Raw genomic sequence first — 20906 nt, forward strand, 5'->3', positions numbered from 1 at the left:
CAGCCGCGGTCTACGGTGCAGGCCATGCTGTTCCGGGACGTCGCCGAGGGGATCCACCGCCTCGAGATCGCGCACACCAACACGTACCTCGTCGAGACCGGGGACCGGTTGCTCGTCGTCGATGCGGGGCTCCCCGCCGTGTGGCCACACCTGCTGCTCGCCGTGCACGACCTCGGGTACTCGCCGGCCCGGGTCGAGGCCCTGCTGCTCACGCACGGGCACTTCGACCACGTGGGCACCGCGGCGCGCATGCACCGGGAGTGGGGCACGCCCGTCCACGTGCACCCGGGCGACCGGGACCTCGCCGCGCACCCGTACTCGTACCGGCCGCAGACGAACCGGTTCGGCTTCGTCGCGGTGCACCCCGGCGGGCTCGCGCCGCTCGGTCGGATGCTGCTCGCCGGTGCGGCCACCGTCGACGGGATCGACGAGACCGAGCCGATGGTGTCCCGTGCCGAGGTCCCCGGGAACCCGTGGATCATCGAGACGCCCGGGCACACCGACGGGCACGTCGCGCTGCACTTCGCCGACCGTGACGCGCTGATCGCGGGCGACGCCCTCGTCACCTTCGACCCGTACACGGGCGGGATCGGGCCGCGGATCGTCGCCCCGGCCGCGACCGCCGACGTGGACACCGCGGTCGCGTCGCTCGCCCGCCTCGAGGACACCGAGGCACGGCACGTCCTGCCCGGCCACGGGCCCGCGTTCGACCGGGGCGTCCGCGCGGCGGTCGCGCAGGCCCGGCGGGTCGCAGGCGTCGCGTAGCGGGCCCGGTCACGGGCCCTTCGACCGGGGCGGCCGCGCCGCGGCCGCGCCGCGGCCGCGCAGGCGCGCCGCGTGGCCGGCGTCGCGTAGCGGGCCCGGCCACGGGCCCGCGTTCGGCCGGGGCGGCCGCGCCGCGCCGCGGGGCGGGCGTAGCGCGGCGCGGGCGTAGCGCGGCGCGGGGCGGCGCGGGGCCGGCGTCGCTCTGACCGTGGCGCGGAAGCGACAGGATGCGCGGGAGAGGCGTCCGTCTGTCGCTCGCGCGGCAGTGACGCCGAGTGCACGACGGACGGGAGGCGCGTGGCGGCGCCGCCCCGTGCCTCCCGTCCGTCGTGACGTGCGTTCCCGCGTGCCCGTTCCTTCCCAGAACGGTCGCGATGGCTGGTGGGAACGGGCGTACCGGGTCGAACGGAGCCACCAGGTACGCCCGGATTCACCAGGTACGCCCGGAACTGCCAGGTGCGCCAGTGTCTGCCAGGTACGCACGGAAGCGCCAGGTACGCCTGAAGCCACCACCAGGTACGCCCGGACCCACCAGGTACGCCCGAAGCCACCAGGTACGCACGGACCCAGGTACGCCCGGAACCACCAGGTACACCCGAAGCCACCAGGTGTGCCCGGGACCCGAGGCGGCCTACTCGGGCAGGACGACGTCCTCGGGGACGCCGGACACTGCGGAGCGACCCGCTGCCTCCATCATCGCGAGGCTCCGCAGGTTGTCGCGTCCGCTCGTCTCCGGTGCCGGGCCGCCCTCGACCGAGCGCGCGAACGCCTGCAGCCCGCCCTGCCGGTCCGTGTGCTCGAGCGTCGGGAGCTCGACGGCCTCGGCCTCGGCGTCCTGGTCGGCGCGCAGCGTGACCCGGTCGCCCGCGATCTCGCTCGGCGACCCGTCGCGGCTCGTGAACCAGATCTCACCGTCCTCGCCCTGGATGCTCCACTCCCCCGCCCACGCGGTCCTCGGCGCGCGCGAGAGCCAGCTGCCGCGGTAGCTCACGACGAGTCCGTCCTCGAGCTCGATGATCATCGAGGTGACGGCCTCGTCCTGGTACTTGCTGTACGACGGGTACGAAGCGCGGGCGTAGACGCGGACGGCCTCCTGCCCCGTCACCATGCGGATCAGGTCGAAGTGGTGGATGGCCATGTCGTTGATCATCGGGTGCGGGAACCGGTAGTGCGGGTAGGTCTCGACCGGCTGGTCGTTGTCCCACTGCCGGAAGTCGATGTTGATCGCCGAGAGCTCGCCGAGCTCCTTCGCCGCGAGCAGCTCCTTGACCGCACGCGGCGCCGGGTACCAGCGGTAGTTCTGGCTGACCTGCAGCACGAGGCCGAGCTCCTCGGCGCGGCGGACGGCGGTGAGCGCCTCCTCGGTGGAGTTGGCGAACGGCTTCTCGACGAGCACGTGCTTGCCGGCCTCGAGCGCCTCGAGCGCGAGCGGCACGTGGGTGACGGCCGGTGCGGTGATGACGACGGCGTCGGCCTCGACCGCGGCGAGGGCCTCGGTGAGCGAGGCGAACGCGGCGGTCTCCGGCAGGCCGAGGTCCGCGCGCACGGCGTCCAGCGTCGCCGGGACCGGGTCGACGAGCCCGACCACCTCCACTTCGGTGACCTGCGGGATGGCGGTGCGGGCCCAGTTGCCGCCCCAACCTCCGAGACCGACGTGGATGATGCGGACCGTCATGCGTGCACTCCTTCGTGACCGGCGCACCACGACTCCCGCGGCGCGTGCGTCCAGTCTGTCAGGGGCCCCGGACGCGGCGTGCAGGACCGCCGGGCGGGCCCGGCTCGCCCGGCTTGCCCGGACGTTCGTCAACGGGGTTCCGTGACTCGCCGCGTGTGCCGCGCCGAGGTTCCACGACTCGCCGTCCAGCCGGCCGATGTTCCGGAATTTCGGAACCTCGGCGGGACGGGCGGGGTGCGGCGCGGGCGGACCGGGCGCGCCCGGTGCGCCCGCCGCGGCCGCGTCAGTGCGTGAACGCGTATGCGATGAGCGCCATCGTGACGATGAACCCCGCCAGGTAGTTGATCCAGAGGAAGCGCTTCCAGCCCGCGTTCGCCGCCTCCGCCCCCGCGTCGGTGACGTTCCACCACGGCAGCACGTTGAGGGCGTAGGGGATCACCACGACCGCGGCGATCGGCCCCGGGAAGTCCGAGAACAGCAGCGCGACGCCGGCCACGAGGTACGCGACGAACGCCAGGCGCACGGTGGCCCGGGCCCCGATGACGGTCGCCACGGAGCCGATGCCACCGGCCCGGTCGGCCAGGACGTCCTGCACGGCGCCGAACGCGTGCGAGGCCACGCCCCACAGGAAGAACGCCACGCACACCGCGACGAGCGCCGGCGTCCAGTGCGGGCCGGCGAGCGCGAGCCCGTAGACCGCCGGCGACACGAAGTGCGTCGACGAGGTGAGCGAGTCGAGGAAGGGCTTCTCCTTGAACCGGAGCCCCGGTGCCGAGTACGCGACGACCGCGAAGACGCTGATCGCGAGCACCAGCCACGACCACGGCCCGTTGCCGCTCAGGGCGCCGAGCACGACGAGCGCGACGAGGAACGGCACGTTCGTCACGACGACCGCCCACAGCGTGGCCCGGTGCACGCTCTTGTCGAGCAGCGCCCCCTCGACCCCGCCCTTCCGCGGGTTCCGCAGATCGGACTCGTAGTCGAAGACGTCGTTGATCCCGTACATCGCCAGGTTGTACGGCACGAGGAAGTACACGACGCCGACCAGGAACGCGACGAGCGAGAAGCCGCCACCGCCGTCCACGCCCACCCCGCTGCCGAGCAGGTAGGCGGCGCCGAACGGGTAGGCGGTGTTCACCCAGCTGATCGGCCGCGACGACACGAAGAGCGCGCGGAGCGTCGACGGTCTGGAGGCACTGCTCACGGTCACGGGGTCTCCTCCGGTCGGCGGGGTGGCTGGTCCGGTCGGCGGGACGGCCGGCGCGGGCGCTCCGACCGTACCGGCCGCGCGGCACCGACCGCGCGGCCCGCGCGCTCGGTACCAGGGCGCCCGGTGTCCGGGCGATCGGTCCCTGGGCGCTCGCTGTCCGGGCGCTCGGTGCCCGGGCGCTCGAGCAGGACCCAGGAGCTCGGCAGCAGCAGGGCGGCACCGATCGAGTACGCGAGGTCCTCGACGGGGAACAGGCCGATGCGCGCGCCCGAGACGAGCGCGGGGTCGTACGCGACGATCCCGAGCCCGACGATGACGTTGTTGAAGACGCCGGTCATCACGAGCAGGACCGCTCCCGCGACCACGGCGCTGACGATGCCGACCCACCGACCACCGACCCGGCGTTCGCCGACCCCGCGACGACGGGCGGCGACGATGCCGGCAGCCACCGCGACGAGCGCCGCCACCGCCAGGAACGGCACCGCGAGCAGGGCGTACGTCGTCGTCCCGGTCACGAGCGACGTCCCTCGTCGACGTGGTCCGGGCGGGACCGGTCGAGCCACCGGGCCACGACGGGGCGCAGGGCTCCGAACAGGTCCATCGTCGTCCAGCAGAGCAGCACGAGGAAGAAGACCTCCTCGAGCGGCACCTCGGGTGCGAGCAACACCCCGGTCAGCAGGTCGTTGTGCCCGATGAAGAAGATGCCGAGGTGCACCCCGGCGACGTCCCACACCAGGAAGAACACGAGCCCGATCAGCATCACGGCCGCGGCCCGCACGGGGCTCCGCCAGAAGAACAACCGGTACCGGGCGTCGAGCACGGCGATGCCGGCGATCGACACCACGAGTCCGGCGAGGTACGCCCCCGGCATCAGCCCGCGGACCGGGCGGACACCGACGACGACGCCCCGGCCCGCCCCGACGCCGGCAACGGCGTCGGCAGCGGCTCGGTGGAGGTGTCACCGTGGATGCGCTTGAGCAGCACCTCGGCGCTGATCAGGCACATCGGCAGGCCGATCCCCGGCGTCGTCGAGGCACCCGCGTAGTAGAGCCCCTCGACCTTGCCGGACACGTTCTTCTCGCGGAAGAACGCGCTCTGCGCCAGGGTGTGCGCCGGCCCGAGCATCGAGCCGCTCCACGCGTTGTAGTCGTCGGCGAAGTCCTGCGGACCGATCGTGCGACGGACGCGGATCCGGTCGCGCAGGTCCGGCACACCGGAGCGCTCCGCGATGACGTCGATGGCACGGTCGGCGATCCGCTCGACCTCGGCGTCGCCGGCCCCGTCGACGCCGCCCTTGCCGATGGACAGGTCGGCGGGCAGTGGCACGAGGACGAACAGGTTGCTCGACCCCTCGGGTGCGACGGTGTCGTCGGTCAGCGAGGGCGCGCAGACGTAGATCGACGCCGGGTCCGGCACGTGCCGGTCCTTCCCGAAGATCGCGCCGAAGTTGGCCTCCCAGTCGGCCGTGAAGACCAGGGTGTGGTGCAGCAGTCCGGGCACCGGGCCGTCGACCCCGAGGTAGACGAGCACGGCGCTCGGCCCCGGGTCGCGCTTCCGCCAGTGCTGCTCCGGGTAGGTCCGGTGATCCGCGTCGAGCAGGTGCAGCTCGGTGTGGTGCAGGTCGGCGGCGCTCACCACCAGGTCGGCGGGCACGGTGTGCGACGCACCGGACGCGTCGCGGTGCACCACGCCCGTGACGTGCCCGTCCTCGACGACGATCCGCTCGACGGCCGCGCCCGTGGTGATCGCGGCGCCCTCGCGCCGGGCGACCCGCTCGACGGCCGAGATCACCTCGGTGATGCCGCCCTTCGGGTAGAGCACGCCGTCGGCCAGGTCGAGGTGGCTCATCAGGTGGTACATGCTCGGCGCCGCGTACGGACTCGTCCCGAGGAACACCGCCGGGTAGCCGAGGACCTGCCAGAGCCGACGGTCCCGCACGGCCTTCGAGGCGAACGTCGACAGCGGCTGGAGCAGGAGGCGGGCGAGCTTCGGCAGACGACGGAGCACGTCGGGTGCGGCGAGCTTCGTCAGGTCCTGGAACGTCGTGTAGAGGAACCGACGGACGGCCATCGCGTAGGTGTCCTCGGCGGAGTCGAGGTACTTCCGCAGCCGCTCGCCGGCGCCGGGCTCGATCGACTCGAAGAGCGCGATGTTCGCCTCGCGGTCGGCGAGCAGGTCGATCGGCTCGTCGTGTCCCTCGCTGTAGACGCGGTAGCCCGGATCGAGCTCCACCAGGTCCATCTCGGCGTCGGCGGTGGTGCCGAGCAGCCGGAAGAAGTGGTCGAAGACCTCGGGCATGAGGTACCACGACGGCCCGGTGTCGAACCGGAAGCCGTCCCGCTCCCACGAGCCGGCACGGCCACCGAGCTGGTCGCGCTGCTCGAGCACCGTGACGGCGTACCCGTCCCGCGCCAGGAGCGCGGCGGACGCCAGTCCGCTGATGCCGCCGCCGACGACGACGGCACGTCGGGCCGGCACCGTGCGCTTCGAGCCGGGGGCGGTCGGACGGGAGGCGCGTGGCGGGGTCACGAGGAGCCTCCCGGCCGGTGGTGGGTCACGCGCGACCGCAGCGGCGCGCGCCCGGCGAGCACCTGCGCGGCCAGCCGCGCCTTCACCGGGTTCGGCACGCGCACCCGCGTGGTGACCAGTCGGTCCGCCGGGCAGGCGGCGATGCGGTCGTTGAGCTCCTGGAACAGCGCGTGCGCCAGCCCGACGGCCTTGCGCGCGTCGGCGGGCAGCAGCGGCACGGTCAGCGCGGCGCGGTCGAGGTCCGCCTGCACGTCGGCGACCAGGCGTTCCTTCGTCCCCTCGTCGAACGTGCGGACGTCGACGCCCGGGAAGTACGAGCGGCCGAGCACCTCGAAGTCCGCGTGCAGGTCCCGCAGGAAGTTGACCTTCTGGAACGCGGCGCCGAGGGCCCTGGCGCCGTCCACGAGCACGGCGTCGTCGAACGTCGGCCGGCCGGCGCGGTGCACGAAGGCGCGCAGGCACATCAGGCCGACGACCTCGGCCGAGCCGTACACGTACCGGTCGAACGACTCCTGGTCGTGCTCGGTGCGCTCGAGGTCCATCCGCATCGACGCGAAGAACGGCTTCGTCAGCTCGGGTCCGAACCCGGTGGTGCGGGCGGTGCGGGCGAACGCGTGCACGACGGGGTTCACCGAGAAGCCGAGCGCGATCGCCCGCTCGGTGTCGGCCTCGAGCTCGTCGAGCACGGTGCGGGCGAGGTCGTGGTCGAGACCGGCCTCGGTCGCCGGGCCGTCCACGACCTCGTCCGCCACGCGGACCAGGGCGTAGACGTTCCGGATGTGCTCGCGGGTGTCCTTCGTCAGGAGTCGGCTCGCGAGCCCGAACGACGTCGAGTAGCGCTCGATCACGACGCCGGACGCAGCCTCGGCGGTCGCGTCGTACAGGGGCAGACGCGGCGGTGCGGTCTGGGTCACCGCACGCGCTCCAGCAGTTCGGACACCAGGTGCTCCAGTCGTTCGGCAAGCTCGTAGGGCAGGGCCGAGAGCTCGGCGCGGGCGAGGGCGGCGTGCTCGGCGATCCGGGCCTCGGCCGCGGACCTCGCGCCGCAGGTCTCCAGGGTCGCACGGAGTTCGACCGCGCGTTCCTCGGTCAGGTCGGGGTCGCCCAGGTACGGGGCGATGTCGTCCCAGCAGTCGGTGGTCGCCGCGTGGGCGATGAGCATCGTGCGCTTGCCCTCGCGCAGGTCACCGAGCACGGACTTGCCGGTGACGGTCTCGTCGCCGTAGACCCCGAGCAGGTCGTCGACGATCTGGTACGCGATGCCGACCTCGCGCCCGAAGGCACCGAGCGCCTCGACGACGGACTGCGGGGCGCCGGCGAGCACGGCACCGGACTGCAGCGGCGCCTCGAACGAGTACACGCTCGTCTTGGCCCGCTCCATCGCCAGGACCTCGTCGACCGAGGGCATCACACCGAGGGCGAGGTCGACGTCGGTCATCTCGCCCGCGGCGCTCGCGAAGACCGCGTCGTCGAGGATCTCGAGCAGTTGCTCCCGACGCTCGCCGGTCACGCCGGAGGCCTCGATGAACCGGGTCGTGGCGGCGAGCGCGAGGTCACCCGCGATGACGGCCGCACTCAGCCCGCGGTGCTCGGCGGTGGGCAGCGCGAGCCCACCGGTGGTGCCGGTGTCACGGAAGGACCCGGCGACGTTCGGTTCGCCACGGCGCGACCAGTCGCGGTCGATGACGTCATCGTGCACGACGAGTGCGGTGTGCAGCAGCTCGTACGCGGCGGCGACGTTGGCGGCGGCGTGGGCGTCGGTGCCGCCCAGGCCGGCGTACGCGGTGAGCACCATGCGGGGCCGGAACCGCTTGCCGCCCATGCTCGCCTTGCGGAGCACGCGCCAGAGCTCCTCGGACGGTCTGCCGAACCGACGCGCACGAGCCGACGACACCGCGAAGAAGCGTTCGATGCAGTCGTCGACCAGTGCGAGGTCGATGTGCGCCACGGTGGCCGCTTCCTCGCTCATTGGCCTAACCTATCGGGGCAGATGAACACTTTCCCGGAAACCGTCGTCCTGCTCGCCGATGACCGTACCCCGGTCGGCACCGCGGACAAGTTCGCGGTGCACACCGACCACACGCCCCTCCACCTCGCGTTCTCGTGCCACGTGCGGAACACCGACGGTCAGGTCCTCGTGACCCGTCGCGCGCTGACCAAGAAGACCTGGCCGGGCGTCTGGACGAACACGTTCTGCGGCCACCCCGGCCCGGACGAGGCGTTCGAGGACGCGATCGCCCGCCGCGCCTCGCGCGAACTCGGCATCACCGTCCGCGACGTCGAGCTCGTGCTGCCCGACTTCCGCTACCGCGCGGTCGACGCCTCGGGCATCGTCGAGAACGAGGTCTGCCCGGTGTTCCGCGCGGTCACGGACGACGTGCCCGCCCCCGCGGACGACGAGGTCGCCGAGTACGCCTGGGTCTCCGAGGAGTCGCTGCGCGAGTCCGTCGCGGGTGCGCCCTTCGCGTGGAGCCCGTGGCTCGGCTGGCAGCTCGCCGAGCTCGAGCAGCAGGGGTTGCACGTCACCCGCTGACCGACCCGCACCACCGGGCGGACCGCTGCCCAGCCCCGCCCCACCGGCGCCCCGCCCCACCGGCGCCCCGCCCTGCCGGCGTCCTGCCCTGCCTGCGCCCTGCCTGCCCCCGGCTCGACGTGCGTCCGCTCGCGGAGTAGCGTTGCCCGTCGGTCGCGCCCTGGCGGCCACGGACGAACCGAAGGGCAGGTGAGGCGCGATGTCGGGTGACCATCCTCGATCGGGCCGGACGACCGCCCCGGTCGTCGCCGTGCCCGTTCGCTGACGCACGCTCCGCTCCGCAACGACCGGAGGGCGTGCCCGCCCTGCCCCGGCCGGCCCGGGGACTCGCGCCTGCCTGCTCCCGAGCACGAGGAGCACGACATGGCACGCATCGACAACGCCGTCTACGTCGCGGGACGTCGCGTCGGCAGTCCGACGACCCTGTCCCCCGGCCTCGGCGGCGACCTCGGCGGCGACCTCGCCTGGATCGGCCTGCTGCGGCCCGACGACGCCGAGCTCGCGGCCGTCGCAGACGAGTTCGGCCTGCACGAGAACGCCGTCGAGGACGCTCGCAAGGGACACCAGCGGGCGAAGCTCGAGCGCTACGGCGACACACTGTTCCTGGTCCTGCGGCCGGCGTGGCACCGCGCCGACACGAACGAGGTCGAGTTCGGCGAGGTCCACCTGTTCGTCGGCGCCCGCTTCGTGGTGAGCGTCCGGCACGCCGCGAAGCCCGACCTCGCCGCCGTGCGCTGCCGGGTCGAGGCCGATCCGGAGTTCCTGGCGAAGGGCTCGGAGGCCGTCACCGCCGCCGTGCTCGACGAGATCGTCGACGGCTACGCCCCGGTCGTCGAGGTCATCCAGGACCAGGTCGACGCGATCGAGGACCAGCTGTTCGCCGGCCAGGTCGACCCCGGCGTGTCGAAGCGGATCTACCAGCTGCTCAGCGAGGTGCTGGCGTTCCAGCGCGCCACCGCTCCGGTGCCGGCGATGGTCCGCGGGCTCCTGCGCGGCGCCGACAAGTACGGCGTCGACGACGAGGTCCAGCACCGCCTGCGCAACGTGCTCGACCACGCGCTGCGCGTCACCGAGCGGGTCGACTCGTTCCGGGCGCTGCTCGAGAACGCGCTCACGCTGCACGCCACGCTGGTCAGCCAGGAGCAGAACGAGGCCATGCGACGCATGACGAGCGCGTCGCTGGCGCAGGGCGAGGAGAGCCGCCAGCTCGCCCGGGCCGCGCACCGCCAGGGCGAGGAGGTCAAGAAGATCTCGTCGTGGGCGGCCATCCTGTTCGCCCCGGGGCTGATCGCCGGCGTGTACGGCATGAACTTCGACCACATGCCCGAACTCCACTGGCGGTACGGCTACCCGGTGGCGATCGTCGCGATGCTCGCGCTGGCCGGGATCCTCTGGCTGGTGTTCCGGAAGCGCAACTGGCTGTAGACCTCCGCAGCACCGCGGCCCCGACGTCCAGCCCCGGCTCGGCTGGCGCGGAGGCCGTGGGCGTGCATAATGATCTGGCTCGGAATGTGAACGTGCACATCGAGGTGCCACGGCCCCGGGCGGGAGAGAGCAACGATGGCGTCACCGCGGACACAGCAACCGCGCTCGCCCAGCATCCGCGACGTCGCGCGGGTCGCCGGCGTCTCGCACCAGACGGTGTCGCGGGTGCTCAACAACTCGGACGCGATCCGCGCCGAGACCAAGGACCGCGTCCTCGCGGCGATGGAGCAGCTGCAGTACCGGCCGAACCGCGCCGCTCGTGCCCTCGTGACGAGCCGGACGCACACGATCGGCGTGCTCACGGCGCAGCGGTCGCACTACGGACCGGCGGCCACGATGCAGGCGATCGAGGACGCTGCCGTGACCCGGGGCTACTCCGTGACGACGTCGAACATCGCGGCCGCGACCGACGAGGCCGTGCGGGACGGGCTCGGGCACCTGCTCGACCAGGACGTCGAGGGCATCATCGTCATCGCCCCGCAGCAGCGCGTCTTCGACCTGATCGAGGAGCTCGGCATGCGGACGCCCTACGTGGCGCTCCGCACGAGCATCGGCGACGAACCGACGACGCTCTTCATCGACCAGATGGAGGGCGCCCGGCTCGCCACCGCCCACCTGCTCGACCTCGGGCACGAGTACGTCCGGCACATCGCCGGGCCGCAGGACTGGATCGAGGCCGAGGCCCGCATGCAGGGCTTCCTGCGCGAGATGTCCGACCGGGACATGCCGGTCGTGCCGCCGATCCTCGGCGACTGGACGGCGGACTTCGGCTACCACGCCGGCCGCGAGCTCCTGCGGTACCGGGACTGCACCGCGATCTTCTGCTCGAACGACGCGATGGCGCTCGGCGTGATGCACGCCGCACGGTCGTACGGGCTCGACGTGCCAGGTGACCTGTCGGTCGTGGGCTACGACGACATCCCCGAGGCGAAGCACCTCTGGCCGCCGCTGACCACCGTGCAGGTGGACTTCCCGGAGCTCGGGCGACGCTGCGTGGAGCTGCTCCTGCCGTCGGAGGACCAAGCGCTCCGTCCCGTCGACCTCGTGCCGCAGCTCGTGGTGCGCGGGTCGACGGGCGCACCGCGGCGTCGCTGACGCGACCACCGGCCGGACGGGAGGCGCGGGGCGGGCCCGCCCCGCGCCTCCCGTCCGCCCGTCCTGCCGTGCCGAGCGCCGGTGCCGCGTCCGTGGAGCAGAAGACGTCTGGTACGACCGCCGGACCCGACAGTTACTGCTCCACCGACGCGCCCTCGTGCCCGCGTCCGGACCAGCCCGGTGCCCGCGTGCCGGCCCGCCGACACCCCACCTCGGGGGACGGCCGCGCCCGGGTTCCGCCAGATCACGCGGGCCGTTACACAAACGCGACCAAACCGAATTGACAGCCGCAACGGGGCTGTGCGTAAATTACCTCCGTTCTGCTGATGTGAACGGTCACATGGCTGTCACACTCCGGGTCGGGAACGACCCGCAGCAGGACACCGGACGCGACAACGAGGTCCACGCAGGTGCTCCTGCGCCCCCGATGCCGCAGCTCACCACCCGAAGGACTGCCGCACCGCAGCGGCAGAAGGAGATGCACCGTGGCGTCAACCCCACAGGGACCGGACCTGGCCACCAGGTCCGTCACCAGCGCCGAGACCATCCTCGAGATGCGGTCGATCACCAAGGAGTTCCCTGGTGTCAAGGCGCTCTCGGACGTGTCGCTCAGCGTCCGCGCCGGCGAGATCCACGCGATCTGCGGCGAGAACGGCGCCGGCAAGTCCACGCTCATGAAGGTGCTGTCGGGCGTCTACCCGTACGGCACCTACAGCGGCGAGATCGTCTACGAGGGCGAAGAGGTCCGCTTCAAGGACATCAAGCAGTCCGAGCAGGCCGGCATCGTCATCATCCACCAGGAACTCGCGCTCATCCCCGAGCTGTCGATCACCGAGAACCTGTTCCTCGGCAACGAGCCCGGCCGCTTCGGCGTCATCGACTGGACCAGCGCGCAGCTCCGCGCCCAGGACCTGCTCGCCCGCGTGGGCCTCGACGAGGACCCGGACACGCAGATCAAGAACCTCGGCGTCGGCAAGCAGCAGCTCGTCGAGATCGCGAAGGCCCTGCACAAGGACGTCAAGCTCCTCATCCTCGACGAGCCGACCGCCGCGCTGAACGAGAACGACTCGCAGCACCTGCTCGACCTGATCGTCGGGCTGAAGTCCAAGGGCATCGCGAGCATCATCATCAGCCACAAGCTCAACGAGATCGAGCAGATCGCCGACGAGATCACGATCATCCGTGACGGCAAGGCGATCGAGACCCTGAACGTGAAGGGCGACGGCGTCAACGAGGACCGCATCATCCGCGGGATGGTCGGTCGTTCGCTCGAGAGCCGCTTCCCGGACCGCACGCCGAAGATCGGCGAGGTCTTCTTCGAGGTCAAGAACTGGACCGTCCAGCACCCGCAGGACCCCTCGCGCCTGGTCGCCAAGGGCTCGAACTTCCACGTCCGCCGCGGTGAGATCGTCGGCTTCGCGGGCCTGATGGGCGCCGGTCGCACCGAGCTCGCCATGAGCATCTTCGGTCGCTCCTACGGCACCTTCGTCGACGGTCAGATCATCAAGGACGGCCACGAGATCAAGGTCACGAACGTCCAGCAGGCGATCGCGAACGGCCTCGGCTACGTCTCCGAGGACCGCAAGGCGCTCGGCCTCAACCTGCTCGACACGGTCAAGCGCTCCACGGTCGCCGCCGACCTGCCGAAGATCTCGAAGGCCGGTGTCGTCGACTCCCTCAAGGAGTACGACGTCGCCGAGAAGTACCGGAAGATGCTCCGCACCAAGGTGCCGTCGGTCGAGGACAACGTCGGCAAGCTGTCCGGCGGGAACCAGCAGAAGGTCGTCCTGTCGAAGTGGATGTTCACCGACCCGGACCTGCTGATCCTCGACGAGCCGACCCGCGGCATCGACGTGGGCGCGAAGTTCGAGATCTACGGCATCATCCAGCAGCTCGCGGCACAGGGGAAGGGCATCATCCTCATCTCCTCCGAGCTCCCCGAACTCCTCGGCCTCTCCGACCGGATCTACACGATCTTCGAGGGCCAGATCACGGCTGACGTCCCCGCGGGCCAGGCCGATCCCGAAACGCTCATGCGCAGCATGACCTCCGCGCAGAAGGGCGCACTCGTCTCATGAAGAACCTGAAACTGCTGTTCGGCAAGGGCAACAGCATCGGCCAGTACGGCATGATCATCGCGTTGATCGCGATCCTGATCCTGTTCTCGATCCTGACCAACGGGCTCATCCTCGAGCCGACGAACATCATCAACGTCTTCCTGCAGTACTCCTACATCCTCATCCTGGCGCTGGGGATGGTCATGGTGATCATCGCGGGGCACATCGACCTGTCGGTCGGTTCGGTGGCGGCCTTCACGGGCATCATCGTCGCCCAGTCGATGGCGCAGTGGAACTTCCCGGCGTGGGCCGCGATCATCCTCGGCCTGGCGGTCGGCGCGGCCGTCGGTGCGTGGCAGGGCTTCTGGGTGGCGTTCGTGAAGGTCCCGGCCTTCATCGTGACCCTGGCCGGCCAGCTCATCTTCCGCGGTGCGAACCAGATCATCGGCAACTCGACCTCGCAGCCGGTGCCGGACGACTACGCGCAGATCGGTTCAGGCTTCCTGCCCGACTTCGGCCCGGACTTCGGGTTCTCGAACGGCACGCTCATCCTCGGCATCGTCACGTGCCTGGTGCTCGTCTTCCTCGAGTTCCGCGGTCGCCAGCGTCGCAAGAAGATGCAGGCCGAGGTCGTCCCGCTCTGGGTCTCGATCGTCCGCACGGGCATCCTGGTCGCCGTCACCCTCGTCGCGACGTACCTGTTCGCCGCCGGCCCTGCAGGCACCTCGATCCCGGTCGTCGCGATCATCCTCGGTGTCCTGACCATCGTCTACGGCTTCCTCACCAAGAACACGATCTTCGGCCGCCAGGTCTACGCGGTCGGTGGCAACGCGAACGCCGCGGTCCTCTCCGGCGTCAGCGCCCGCAAGGTCAACTTCTTCGTCATGATGAACATGTCCGTCCTGGCCGCGATCGCCGGCATGGTCTTCGTCGGCTACTCCGGCGCCTCGGGCCCCGCCGACGGCACCGGCTGGGAGCTCGACGCGATCGCCGCCGTGTTCGTCGGTGGCGCCGCGGTCGCCGGTGGCATCGGCACGATCTCCGGGTCGATCATCGGTGGTCTCGTCATGGCCCTGCTGTCCAACGGTCTCTCGCTGGTGGGCCTCGAGTCCAACCGCGTCCAGATCATCCGCGGTCTCGTCCTGCTCGTCGCCGTCGCCTTCGACGTCTACTCCAAGTCGCAGGGCCGTCCGTCCCTGATCGGCGGCATGCTCAAGCAGTTCCAGCGGAAGGACACCGAACAGAACACGGTGGCCGCGCAGCAGCCGCGGAGCATCGAGGACCAGCCCGAGAAGGTCAACGTCCAGTAACGCGTGGCGGGCGGCCGCACCGGTGGCCGCCCGCACGATCCCTCACCACCACAGCACCACTCCTCAACGAAGAGAAAGCAATCTCATGCGCAAGAAGCTCATCGCCGGCATCGGTCTGGCACTCGTCGCGGGCCTGGCCCTCAGCGGCTGCTCGGCCCGCGGCAACGACTCCGGCTCCGGTTCCGCGTCGGGCGGCGCCTCGAACGTCAAGATCGAGAAGGGCGCCCTGATCGGCGTCGCGCTCCCCGCCAAGACCTCGCAGAACTGGGTGCTCGCGGGTGAAGCCTTCGAGAAGTCCATCGAGGACGCCGGCTTCAAGGCCGACATCCAGTACGCGAACGCCGGCAACCCGGTCCCGGACCAGCAGGGCCAGATCCAGTCGATGATCACCAAGGGCGCGAAGGCGATCATCATCGGTGCCGCCGACGGTTCGCAGCTCGGCACGCAGGTCGCCGCGGCGAAGAAGTCCGGCGCCGTCGTCATCGCCTGGGACCGCAACATCCTGAACACGACGAACGTCGACTACTACGTCGCGTTCAACAACTTCAAGGTCGGCCAGCTGCAGGGTCAGGCCCTGCTCGACGGACTCAAGGCCAAGAAGTCGAGCGGCCCGTACAACATCGAGCTCTTCTCCGGCTCGCCCGACGACGCCAACGCGAAGGTCTTCTTCAACGGCGCCATGGACGTGCTCCAGCCGAAGATCGACGACGGCACCCTCAAGGTCGTCTCCGGTCAGACCTCGTTCTCCAAGACGAACACGCAGGGCTGGCTCGCGCAGAACGCTCAGTCGCGCATGACCGACATCCTGACGAAGTCGTACACGAACACCGAGCTCGACGGCGTCCTGTCGCCGAACGACACCCTGGCCCGCGCGATCCTGACCGCCACCAAGGCGGCTGGCAAGCCGAACCCGGTCGTCACCGGTCAGGACTCCGAGACCGCCTCGATCCCGCTGATCATGCAGGGCGAGCAGTACTCGACCATCTACAAGAACACCACCGACGAGGCGCAGGCCGCGATCGACCTGGTCTCCGACCTGGCCGACGGCAAGACCCCGAAGACCACCGAGGACAAGAACAACGACAACGGCAAGAAGATCGTGCCGGCCGTCGAGCTGACCCCGGTCCTGGTCACCAAGGAGAACGCGGTCGAGGCCTACAAGGGCAACGACACCCTCGAGGAGCTCGCCAAGAAGGGCTGATCCCCTCCGCAGCAGCACCACAGCACACAGACGGCCCCGTCTCGCCTCGGCGAGACGGGGCCGTCTCGGTGTCCCCGGGGTGGGTGGCAGGGACGCATCCGTCTCGGTGCGGGTCGGGGAGTCGGACGGGAGGCACGTGGCGGCGCCGCCCCGTGCCTCCCGTCCGTCAGTCGGCCGGGTCGGCGCGGAGCCGCTCGACCGCTTCACGCAGGCGCGGGACGTCCCGCCGCGCGGTCGAGACGAGCACGGGTGCCGAGACGGTGCACCGGTCGCCGGTCAGGCGGTCACCGACCCTGGCCAGCCGGGCCCACGGGATCTCGGGCTCCGCGGCCGTGACGTGCTCGGGCAGGGTGCCGACGGCCGCACCGATCTCGACGAGCCGCATCCGGACCGCGTCGAGCACGACCTCGGTGGGTGCCGCGTCGTCGACGTACCGCTCGATGGCCGCGCAGGCCCGGACGACCTCGTCGAACCGCCGTCCCAGGCCCGACGTCACAGCGGTACCGCCGTGCGACGTCGCGTGGCATCGACGCTCGCGGCGTCCAGCACCTCGACGTCCGCGCCGAGCAGCTGCTCGGCCTCGTCCTGGATCCGCATGAGCGTGAAGATGCCGGCGCCCGGTTCGAGGTCGACCAGGAGTGCCACCTCCTCGCGCTGCCCACGGTCGTCGGCACGCCGGTCGACCGGCACGAGGCGAGGCTGCGCGCCGCCGTTGCGGTGGACCACCTGCACCAGGGCGTCCCGTGCCACGATGATCCGCTCGTGCAGGGGCGGTGGGGCGTCCGCCGGCAGCAGGTCGACCGTCGCCGCGAACCCGGCCGCGCGCAGCAGCCGCTGGAGCGCGGCGAGCGAGGGCTCCCGCCGCCCGTTCTCGTACGTGCTGATGACGCTCTGGGTCACCCCGGCGCGCTCGGCGAGCTGCACCTGTGTCAGCCCGGCGCGCGTCCGTGCGTCGCGGATGAGTTCGGACGCCACCACCGGCTGGGGTGCACGGACGGGTGCTTCGGCCATGCAGCCACGATACGCAGAATGCGACATTTCGCCCGGTCGTGATGTATCGCTCTCTCGCGGCCGTCGTCGTCGCCGTCGGGCCGAACCGAGGTCAGCCGCGCTGCGAGACGTCCGCCCGGTGGAAGTTCAGCGCCGACCGCGACGGCGTCGGGCCCCGCTGGCCCTGGTACCGCGACTGGTACTCGGCCGAGCCGTACGGCTTCTCCGCCGGGCTCGACAGCTGGAAGAAGCAGAGCTGCCCGATCTTCATGCCCGGCCAGAGCTTGATCGGCAGCGTTGCGACGTTCGACAGCTCGAGCGTGACGTGGCCGGAGAAGCCCGGGTCGATGAAGCCGGCCGTCGAGTGGGTGAGCAGACCGAGGCGGCCGAGCGAGCTCTTGCCCTCGAGTCGGGCCGCGATGTCGTCGGGCAGCGTGACGACCTCGAACGTCGAGCCGAGGACGAACTCCCCCGGGTGCAGCACGAAGGCCTCGTCCGGGTCGGTCTCGACCAGACGGGTCAGCTCGGGCTGGTCCTCTGCCGGGTCGATGTGCGGGTACTTGTGGTTGTCGAACAGCCGGAAGTACTTGTCGAGCCGGACGTCGATGCTCGACGGCTGGACGAGCGAGGGGTCGTACGGGTCGAGGCCGATCCGGCCATCGGCGAGCTGGGCGGTGATGTCGCGGTCGGAGAGCAGCACGCGCAGAAGCCTAGCGGCAGGGTGCACCCACCGATATGCTGCGAGGCTGCCCTGCCGGGCGGCGGACGACGGCCGTCCGACCGGCCGACCGCAGGGGGCACCGTGACCACGTACCGCATCGAGGAACTCGTCGTGCCGACGACGATGGACGACGACCCCGAGCGGGTGCGGGCGTTCTGCGACTGGCTCGCGGTGTCCGAGGCCGCCGAGGTCGCCGTGCACGGGCTGCCGGAGCTGTCGTGGACGCCCGCCGAGTACCTGCCGATGTGCCACGAGCCCGGCGCACCGAGTCGCCTGTTCGTCGTGCGCGACGACGCCGGTGCGGTCGTGGCGTCGGGGGCGTACGACTCGAAGACCGAACCGGGCACGACGAACTGCTGGCTGTCGCTCGGCGTCCGACCCGACCGGCAGCGGCGCGGCATCGGGACCCTGTTGGCCGACCACCTCGAGGGGGTCGCCCGCGCCGAGGGACGCACCCAGCGGAAGACGTACGCCGTCTCGCGCCAGGTCGGCCCCGGCGAGGGCCCGGGGTACGTGCCTGCGCCGACCGGCTCCGGTGCCGTGCCCGAGGACGAGGCCGGGGTCCGGTTCCTGACCGGCCGCGGGTGGCGGTTCGGGCAGGTCAACCGGATCAGCCGGCTCGGACTCCCCGCCGATGCCTCGATCGTGCGCGCGCTCCACGAGCGTGCGGCGACCGCGGCCGGACCCGGGTACCGCGTGCACACCTGGACCGGTGTGACGCCCGAGCGCTGGCTCGACGGGCTCGCGTTGCTCCACACCCGGATGAGCACCGACGCCCCCGAGGGCGACATGCAGGAGCCGGAGGACGTCTGGACCGCAGATCGCGTCCGCGAGTCCGAGGCGCAGCTCGTCACGGGACCGCACACGATGCTGACGATCGCCGTGGAGCACGTCGAGAGCACCACGCTGGCCGGTTTCAGTCAGCTGAAGGTGCCCACCGACCCGGCACGAGCAGTGATGCAGTGGGACACGCTCGTGCTCCGCGAGCACCGCGGGCACCGGCTCGGGTGGCTGCTCAAGGTGGTCGGGATCGAGACCGTCGAACGGGACTTCCCCGGGCGGCCGTCGATCGTGACCTTCAACGCCGAGGAGAACCGACCGATGCTCGACGTCAACGAGGCGGTCGGGTTCGTCGGGGTCGGCAGCGAGGGGATCTGGGAGCACCGCGACTGACGTCGTCGGGTCGGTCCTGCCCCGCCCGGACTGGGATCGGGGTGTCAGGCGGCGGACCTACCATTGGACGGTCATGACCGTCACGTCAGCCGCCACGCAGCCCGGGGACACGGCACCCGACCCCGCCCCCACCTCCGCGCGCTCCACCACCGTCGCGACGGTCCTGGTCATCGCGATCCCGCTCGCCGTCGCGTGCGCCGTGCTCGGCATGACCGTGACCGGAGCCTTCACGGCGTCGCAGCAGCTCGTGTCCGCCGGCGACCTGGTCGAGTACGGCCTGCCGGTCGCCCGCGTCGTGCACGACACCACGGCCGCGCTCACGATCGGTCTGCTCATCGTCGCGGCGTTCGCGCTGCCGGCGAAGAAGCAGGACCACGGCACGATGTCGAGCGTCCAGCACCGGGCCGCGCGCTGGGCTGCCGCAGCGGGGTCCGTCTGGTTCCTGGCCGCCGTCGTCGGCATCGTGCTCACGGGCGCGAACACGCTCGGGGTCCCGCTCACCAGCCCGGTGTTCGCCCGCAACTTCCTGCTCTTCGCGTTCCAGGTCGAGATCGGCCAGGCGCTCGTCGTCTCCGCCGCGGCGATCCTGGTCGCCACGCTCGTCGCCGCGTTCGCCACCCGTGTGACCACGCTCGCGGTCGCCACCGTCGCCGGACTGTTCGCACTCCTGCCCCTCGCGCTGTCCGGCCACGCTGCCGGCGCCCTCGAGCACGCGAACGCGGTGAACTCGCTCGCCGTGCACCTGGTCGCCGTGTGCGTCTGGGCCGGCGGGCTGGTGGCCGTGCTGCTCCTCCGCACCCGGACCAAGGGCGCGACCGGCCGGGTCGTCGCCCGGTACTCGACGCTCGCCGGGTGGGCCTTCGCCGCGGTCGCGTTCTCCGGCATCGTCAACGCCTCGCTGCGCCTGACCGGACCGGCCGACCTCGTCACCACCACGTACGGCTGGCTGATCACCGTCAAGGCCGTCATCCTCGTGCTGCTCGGGCTCGCGGGCGTCGCCCAGCGTCGGAAGCTCGTGCCCGGGCTCCTCCGCGCACCGCTCGACCGGAAGCTCTTCGTCCGGTTCGCCCTGGCCGAGATCGTCTTCATGGCCGTGGCCATCGGCGTCTCGGTCGCGGTGTCCCGCTCGCAGCCGCCGATCCCGCAGACGCCCGAGACCGGGCAGGACACCCGCTCCGGGCTGCTCGGCTACCCGTACCCGCCGACGCAGACCGTGCAGACCTACCTGACGCAGTGGCACATCGACTGGGTCTACCTGGCCGCCGCGGTCGTCGGTGCCGGCTGGTACCTGCTGTCGGTGCGCAAGCTCAAGCAGCGCGGCGACACCTGGCCCGTCGGCCGGACCATCGCCTGGCTGCTCGGCTGTGCACTGTTCATCTGGACGACCTCGGCCGGACCCGCGGTCTACGGCATGGTGCACTTCTCGTCGCACATGCTCCAGCACATGCTGCTCATGATGTTCGTGCCGCTGCCGCTCGTGCTCGGCGGCCCGGTGCTGCTCGCGCTCCGCACGCTGCCCGTCCGGAACGACGGCTCCCGTGGCGCCCGCGAGTGGCTCATGCTCTTCACGCACTCGCGGTGGATGCAGTTCCTCGCGAAGCCCGCCGTCGCCGGCGTCATCTTCGCCGGGTCCCTCGTGGTGTTCTACTTCACGCCGGCGTTCCAGTACGCCATGCAGTCGCACGAGTGGCACGTCGCGATGGTCGTGCACTTCGTGTTCAGCGGGTACCTGTTCTTCTGGGTGTTCGTCGGGGTCGACCCGGGCCCCAAGCGCCCGCAGTACCCGATCCTCATCATCGCGCTGCTCGCCACCCTGGCCTTCCACGCCTTCTTCGGCGTCGCGGTGATGACCTCGCAGTCGGTCTTCGCCATCGACTGGTTCCACGCACTGGGGCAGACGGACGACCGTGCGCTGCTCGACGACCAGCACACCGGCGGCGGCATCGCCTGGGGCGCGTCCGAGCTGCCGATGGTGTTCGTCGCGCTGCTCGTCGTCCGCAACTGGGTGCGCTCGGACAAGCGCGACGCGAAGCGCCTCGACCGCAAGGCGGACCGCGACGGGGACGCCGACCTCAAGGCCTACAACGAGCGGCTGGCCGCCATGAGCAAGCGCGACTGACACCGGACCGGCATCAGCCGAGCCCCGCGGCGACCGCCCGTCC

19 protein-coding genes are annotated in these 20906 nt (G+C 71.3%); 9 read left to right on the forward strand and 10 right to left on the reverse strand.

Annotated elements, in window-relative coordinates:
- Positions 1-24: 24 nt before the first annotated feature.
- Complete coding sequence (locus tag QUG93_RS10230; RefSeq protein WP_289473798.1) at positions 25-765, forward strand: MBL fold metallo-hydrolase; 741 nt, start codon at positions 25-27, stop codon at positions 763-765.
- Between the two features lie 631 nt (positions 766-1396).
- On the opposite strand, the gene QUG93_RS10235 is transcribed toward QUG93_RS10230, so the two are convergent.
- The 7 genes from QUG93_RS10235 to QUG93_RS10265 all read right to left on the reverse strand — a co-directional run bounded on the left by QUG93_RS10235 (position 1397) and on the right by QUG93_RS10265 (position 8148).
- Positions 1397-2440, reverse strand: coding sequence for a Gfo/Idh/MocA family protein (locus QUG93_RS10235; RefSeq protein WP_289473799.1), 1044 nt, complete (start codon positions 2438-2440; stop codon positions 1397-1399).
- Between the two features lie 283 nt (positions 2441-2723).
- Complete coding sequence (locus QUG93_RS10240) at positions 2724-3650, reverse strand: prenyltransferase (protein WP_289473800.1); 927 nt, start codon at positions 3648-3650, stop codon at positions 2724-2726.
- Positions 3647-4165, reverse strand: coding sequence for a lycopene cyclase domain-containing protein (locus tag QUG93_RS10245; protein WP_289473801.1), 519 nt, complete (start codon positions 4163-4165; stop codon positions 3647-3649). Before QUG93_RS10245 ends, QUG93_RS10240 begins: the two co-directional genes overlap by 4 nt.
- A complete protein-coding gene (locus tag QUG93_RS10250; protein WP_289473802.1) occupies positions 4162-4521 on the reverse strand; it encodes a lycopene cyclase domain-containing protein in 360 nt (119 codons plus the stop codon). The genes QUG93_RS10245 and QUG93_RS10250 overlap by 4 nt, the downstream gene beginning before the upstream one ends.
- Complete coding sequence (crtI, locus tag QUG93_RS10255) at positions 4521-6179, reverse strand: phytoene desaturase family protein (protein WP_289473803.1); 1659 nt, start codon at positions 6177-6179, stop codon at positions 4521-4523. Before crtI ends, QUG93_RS10250 begins: the two co-directional genes overlap by 1 nt.
- Positions 6176-7093, reverse strand: a complete 918-nt coding sequence (locus QUG93_RS10260; protein ID WP_289473804.1) for a phytoene/squalene synthase family protein — start codon at positions 7091-7093, stop codon at positions 6176-6178. The genes crtI and QUG93_RS10260 overlap by 4 nt, the downstream gene beginning before the upstream one ends.
- Entirely contained in the window at positions 7090-8148 is a 1059-nt protein-coding gene (locus QUG93_RS10265; RefSeq protein ID WP_289473805.1) for a polyprenyl synthetase family protein, read from the reverse strand. Before QUG93_RS10265 ends, QUG93_RS10260 begins: the two co-directional genes overlap by 4 nt.
- A 21-nt stretch (positions 8149-8169) precedes the next feature.
- On the opposite strand from QUG93_RS10265, the gene idi reads away from it, so the two are divergent.
- The 6 genes from idi to QUG93_RS10295 all read left to right on the forward strand — a co-directional run bounded on the left by idi (position 8170) and on the right by QUG93_RS10295 (position 15860).
- Positions 8170-8712, forward strand: coding sequence for an isopentenyl-diphosphate Delta-isomerase (idi, locus tag QUG93_RS10270; protein WP_289473806.1), 543 nt, complete (start codon positions 8170-8172; stop codon positions 8710-8712).
- A gap of 363 nt (positions 8713-9075) precedes the next feature.
- Positions 9076-10137, forward strand: coding sequence for a magnesium and cobalt transport protein CorA (locus QUG93_RS10275; RefSeq protein ID WP_289473807.1), 1062 nt, complete (start codon positions 9076-9078; stop codon positions 10135-10137).
- A gap of 135 nt (positions 10138-10272) precedes the next feature.
- Positions 10273-11292, forward strand: a complete 1020-nt coding sequence (locus QUG93_RS10280) for a LacI family DNA-binding transcriptional regulator (RefSeq protein ID WP_289473808.1) — start codon at positions 10273-10275, stop codon at positions 11290-11292.
- A 554-nt stretch (positions 11293-11846) separates the two neighbouring features.
- A complete protein-coding gene (mmsA, locus tag QUG93_RS10285; RefSeq protein ID WP_289473891.1) occupies positions 11847-13370 on the forward strand; it encodes a multiple monosaccharide ABC transporter ATP-binding protein in 1524 nt (507 codons plus the stop codon).
- Positions 13367-14659: a multiple monosaccharide ABC transporter permease gene (gene mmsB / locus QUG93_RS10290; protein WP_289473809.1), complete on the forward strand. Its 1293-nt coding sequence runs from the start codon at positions 13367-13369 to the stop codon at positions 14657-14659. The genes mmsA and mmsB overlap by 4 nt, the downstream gene beginning before the upstream one ends.
- Positions 14660-14744: 85 nt before the next feature.
- Positions 14745-15860 carry a substrate-binding domain-containing protein gene (locus QUG93_RS10295; protein WP_289473810.1) on the forward strand — a complete coding sequence of 372 codons (1116 nt, stop codon included), beginning with the start codon at positions 14745-14747 and terminating at the stop codon, positions 15858-15860.
- A gap of 166 nt (positions 15861-16026) precedes the next feature.
- On the opposite strand, the gene QUG93_RS10300 is transcribed toward QUG93_RS10295, so the two are convergent.
- The 3 genes from QUG93_RS10300 to dcd form a co-directional block, all read right to left on the reverse strand.
- Positions 16027-16356 (reverse strand): HepT-like ribonuclease domain-containing protein, encoded by a 330-nt coding sequence (locus QUG93_RS10300; RefSeq protein ID WP_289473811.1) that lies wholly within the window; start codon positions 16354-16356, stop codon positions 16027-16029.
- A complete protein-coding gene (locus QUG93_RS10305; RefSeq protein ID WP_289473812.1) occupies positions 16353-16871 on the reverse strand; it encodes an XRE family transcriptional regulator in 519 nt (172 codons plus the stop codon). Before QUG93_RS10305 ends, QUG93_RS10300 begins: the two co-directional genes overlap by 4 nt.
- A 91-nt stretch (positions 16872-16962) precedes the next feature.
- A complete protein-coding gene (gene dcd, locus QUG93_RS10310; RefSeq protein WP_289473813.1) occupies positions 16963-17550 on the reverse strand; it encodes a dCTP deaminase in 588 nt (195 codons plus the stop codon).
- Positions 17551-17652: 102 nt separating this feature from the next.
- Between dcd and QUG93_RS10315 the strand changes: the two genes are divergently transcribed.
- A complete protein-coding gene (locus QUG93_RS10315; RefSeq protein WP_289473814.1) occupies positions 17653-18744 on the forward strand; it encodes a GNAT family N-acetyltransferase in 1092 nt (363 codons plus the stop codon).
- A 73-nt stretch (positions 18745-18817) separates the two neighbouring features.
- Complete coding sequence (locus tag QUG93_RS10320) at positions 18818-20863, forward strand: bifunctional copper resistance protein CopD/cytochrome c oxidase assembly protein (RefSeq protein ID WP_289473815.1); 2046 nt, start codon at positions 18818-18820, stop codon at positions 20861-20863.
- Positions 20864-20906 lie beyond the last annotated feature (43 nt).

The sequence above is a fragment of the Curtobacterium caseinilyticum genome, from assembly GCF_030363035.1.
Taxonomy (GTDB): Bacteria; Actinomycetota; Actinomycetes; order Actinomycetales; family Microbacteriaceae; genus Curtobacterium; species Curtobacterium caseinilyticum.